Consider the following 4,360-nt stretch of genomic DNA (forward strand, 5'->3'; position numbering starts at 1 on the left):
TCACCCGGCTTGTTCGCGCCGGTCTTCGGCGCGCCGTCATCGGCGCAGGCCTTGTAGCTGCGCTCGACGAAGCCCGGGGACAGGTCGAACCCGTCACCCACCCAGGACGCCTGGTTGTTGGTGTTCGCCGACCGGCCGTCGACGCTGCCCGAGTTGTAGGAGAGCGCGAGTTTCGGGGTCAGCCCGCCCGGCATCGCGGTCAGCGGCATGTCGTAGTTCCACGCGAACGAGCCGCTGCTCAGCTGCGTGGACCAGGTCGACGCCGACGACAGCGGCGTCGCCTTGTAGTCACCGCTCGGCCCGGCCGTGCCCGCCGTGGCGGCCAGCACCGTCGCACCGCCACCGGCGGACTGCAGGCTCATCCCACCGACCGGCAGCGGTGCCGCGATCGCCACCGCGTCGGCGGTGACGGTCTGGTGCTCCGGGTCGTTGCCGCCCGGCAGCGGGGTCTGCACGCGGCACTCGGGCCTGTCCGGCGTGGTCAGCACACACGCCGGCAACTGCACCAGGCGCAGCCGCGAGCCGAACCCGGCGCCACCGGCCTGCGCGAACGCGCTGTAGTCGACGCTGACCTTCGCCCGCGTCCCTTCCGCGGTCTGCGGCGCCGAGACGCTCAGCAGCACCCCGGATATCCCGGCCTTGCGCGCGAGATCCTGGCTGAGCACCTGGACATCGGCGTCCTTGGCCGCCTGCGTGCCGGCAGCGGCCAGGCTGACCGGCAGCTCACCGGCCTTCACCGCCTTCCCGGCCTCGGCCGGGACCTGGATCCGGGAGCTGCCCGGCGTGGGCCAGGCGGTCTGCTTCGCCGCCGGCGTGCTGACGGTGGTGTCCGCCTTGCGGTCCTTCACCGTCCCGGCCGAGCCCTTGACCGGCTTCTCCGGCGAGACCGCGGACGGCTTGGTGTAGTCGGCCGCGGCCGCTCCTACGGCCAGTGGCAGCGTGGGCAGCAGCGACCCGACCAGCGCCGCGGCCAGCACAGCCGCGCTCCTGGTCCGGAACCGCCGCCCGGCAGCCCTTTCCCTACTCATTCGATCTCCTTCGAGAGTGACGGCGTCAGCCGTGGATCCGGCCCGCCTCGCCGCCGTCCGGCCACCGGCAGGTGAGCGGAGGACAGCGAGACGGGCCGGAGAACGCTGTGTCCTCCGGCCCGTCCACGCATCGGTCAGGGACCGGTCGCCGAGTCCAGCTCGGTGTTGTAGTCCGCGAGCCTGGCGATCTGAGCGGCGCTCAGCACGCCCTGGAACGACCACACCTCGTCCAGCTCACCGGAGAAGTACTCACCGAACGTGCCGGTGGCCTTCGCCCGACCGAACTGGAGCCCGCCGGTGGCGTCGAACGGCCTTACCGCCTGGGCCCACGAGGTGCGGCTGGTGCAGTCCGCCGCGCCGGTGGTGCACACCTGGTTCTCCAGGTCGCCGTTGACGTACAGACTCAGTCGGCTGGAGAGCGCGTCGTAGGTGAGAGCCAGGTGCGTCCAGTTCTCCAGCACCGACGGGATCGGGGAGTGCACCACGATGGTGCGAGCGGCCCCCGCCGCGTCGGTGCCCGCCAGCACGGCCTGCCACTCGCCCAGGTGCTCCCCGCTCTTCGGGTCGTCCTTGAGGTAGTGCCAGCGCAGCGTGGCCGCGTCACCGGTGGCGCCACCCTGCGAGAGCACCGTCATGTCGCGGGTCGGGGATCCCGCCGTGTTCGCCCAACCCGCCAGCGTGAAGCTCTGGTTGGTGTGCACCGGTGCGGCGCCGGTCGCAGCGTAGGCGGTGGTGCCGTTCAGCTGCAGCGTGCCGGTGTTGACGTACAGGCCGCCACCGGTGTTCACGGCGGCGCCCCCGGCGAGCTGAGCGGCGGGATTCGCCGGGCCCTCGCCCGGGCTCGTGCTCCCGGTGACGGTGTTGAACTTCCACCGGCCGGTGAGCTGCGGGCGCTGGGCGACCAGGTCGGCGGCCTCGGGGCCGGTGACGACCCGGTCGTAGATCCGCAGGTCGTCGATGTCGCCGCCGAAGAACTCGGCGTTGGCGCCCTCGCGGTTGACCGCGGCCAGCTGCAGCGGCCCGGGGCTCGCCCACGGAGCGTTCTGGGTGTAGTCCGCCTCGCCGACCAGGAACCCGTTGATGTACAGGCGGGTCTTCTTCGCGACCGTGTCGGAGACGCCCAGCAGGTGCGTCCACTGGTTGTCCGTGCCGGTGAAGCACGGCACCCCGTTCACCGTGCTGCCAGCGGCGCAGTCCGGCTGCATCGCGCGCACCAGGGTGTCCGCGGCGGTGTCCTCCTTGTACCGCCCGAAGATCCACCGCTTGTAGTAGGCCGAGTAGTACAGCGAGAACTCGCTGTTGTGCTGACCGATCTGGGACAGCGCGATCTTGGCCGTGGTGTCCGTGTCCGCGGGCTTGGGCAGCCGCACCCAGGCGGAGACGGCGAAGCTCCGCGTCCCGTCCACCTGCGGACGGGCGGTGCGGGCGTACCCGTTGGTGCCGTCGAAGTGGACGGCCTTGCCGGCCGTTCCCTGCACCCCGGCCTGGACCCCTCCGAAAGCGGTGAGGCTGTCGGACTCCGGGTAGCCGGCGACGGTCGCGGCGGCGGCGTCCTCGTCGAGGTGCCAGACCGCCTTCGCGGGAAGGCCCGCGGTCAGCGGGCGGTCGGCGGCGACCTCGACGGCGTCGGCCGCGGAGAGCGGACGGTCCCAGGCCTTGACCTCGTCCACGGATCCGGTCCAGAAGTCGGTGTACCCGCCCCGGTACCAGAGCCGGCCGATGTCCAGCGGCCCGCGCGCGCTCCAGCTGATGGGCGCCGGGACGGACGCGGCGGGGGCGCCGTCCACGTACAGCGCCATGGTCTGCTTGGCGGAGTCGTAGACGCCGGTCAGGTGGGCCCACTGGTTCAGCGGGGCGGGCGTCGGCGAGGCGGCGATCTGCCAGCCGTAACCGATGTCGTCCCTGGTCGAGCTGACGAAGGCCCACTTGCCGTCGCGCACGCCCAGGCTGAAGGAGGACATGTAGGTGCCCTCCTGGGCGACCGCCGCGCGGTTGTGGGAGGCGTCGGTCAGGTACACCCAGGCGGAGAGGGTGAAGCTCCTGGTGGTGTCGAGGACCGCGCCCTGGGTGGTGGCGTACGAGGCGGAGGTGCCGCCGAACGACGCCCCGTTCCCCAGGTGCCCGGGAGCCCCGGTGACCGTGCCCGGTCCCTTGGTGGCATCGATCCGGCCACCCACACCGCCGAACGTGGTGCCCGAGGACTCGTCCATGCCCCAGCCGGCGCGCTGCGGCTGACCGTTCAGCACGTTGAAGTAGTACGTCTCCAGCTGCGAGGCGTTGCCCGCGCCGTCCAGGGCCCGCACCGACAGGGTGTGCACGCCGGGGGTCTCCGGCAGCAGGTTGACCGTCTGCGGGGCGCCCGCGCCGGTGGCCACCTCGTGGGCCGCGGAGGCCGTGGTGTCCAGTCCCCACTGGTACTTGACCACGTCGGTGGCGGCCGAGTCGATGGTGAAGGCGCCGTACTTTCCGACGCCGTCCGTCCACGGCAGTGCCGCCGCGGCGTCCTTCGAGCCGGGGTAGGAGGCCGAGGTGACGGCCGGACCGTCGGGTGCGGAGGTGTCCACGAAGAAGTAGCAGTCGGTCGGGTCACCGTCGGAGGACCACGGTCCCCAGCTCGCGCCGTCCCAGGCCCGCACCTCCCACCCGTAGGCACCCTTGGCGGGTGCGGGCAGTGTCGGCAGCGTCAGCGAGAACTGCGAGCCGGAGCCCTTGAAGGTGCTCCCGGCCGGGGCCGCGTTCGCCGAGCCGGTCGACCACCAACGGCGGGCGAACCCGGTGCCGTCGTCCCAACCGACGGCGAACTGGACACCGATGGCCTCGCCGTCCGGGTCGCTCGCCTTCGCGGTGATCTGCGGCCACTTGTTGACCGTCACCCCCGTCGAGATGCAGCTGCCCGGGGACATGGTCAGGTCGCTCATCGGGGTCTGGCGGGGCGGGAGGTTGTAGTAGACCCGCAGGAAGGCGTCGTCGGTCAGCCGCTTCCAGCTGTTGCTGTCCCCCTCGTTCTCCGCCTTCAGGCCGAACGTGGCCCACGACCAGCCCCAGTTCGCGGCGTCCTGGACCAGATCCCTGACCCCGCCCGAGGAGCCGCCGAACTCCAGCCAGCCACCCGGGCAACTACCGCTCCAGCCCTTGGCCGCGCTCATCGTCTGCAGCTTGCGACCCCAGAACCCCGACGCGTTCTGCGAGTTCCAGTTCGTACCCGAGGACACCCAACCGGTGTTCCACAGCTCGATGTTGCTCGGCGAGCACGACCACGAATGGCTCTCGTACGTCCCGAACTCCGCACTCAGGATCTGCTTCCCGATGAACGCCGACGTCGGGATCTGGAA

The 4,360-nt window shown here is 71.6% G+C and carries 1 protein-coding gene and 1 pseudogene; both read right to left on the minus strand.

The genetic code is table 11. From position 1 onward, the window contains the following. Window positions 1-1,028, minus strand: a pseudogene (locus tag AB0K43_RS31240) (sugar-binding protein); the annotation flags it as partial. A gap of 134 nt (window positions 1,029-1,162) precedes the next feature. Then, window positions 1,163-4,174 (minus strand): LamG domain-containing protein, encoded by a 3,012-nt coding sequence (locus AB0K43_RS31245; protein WP_363645774.1) that lies wholly within the window; start codon window positions 4,172-4,174, stop codon window positions 1,163-1,165. Window positions 4,175-4,360 lie beyond the last annotated feature (186 nt).

The organism is Kitasatospora sp. NPDC049258 (assembly GCF_040678895.1).
Lineage (GTDB): Bacteria > Actinomycetota > Actinomycetes > Streptomycetales > Streptomycetaceae > Kitasatospora.

Coding starts and splice junctions, on each gene's coding strand:
- AB0K43_RS31245 (WP_363645774.1), bottom strand. CDS start 4,174: ATGAGCGCGGCCAAGGGCTGGAGCGGTAGTTGCCCGGGTGGCTGGCTG.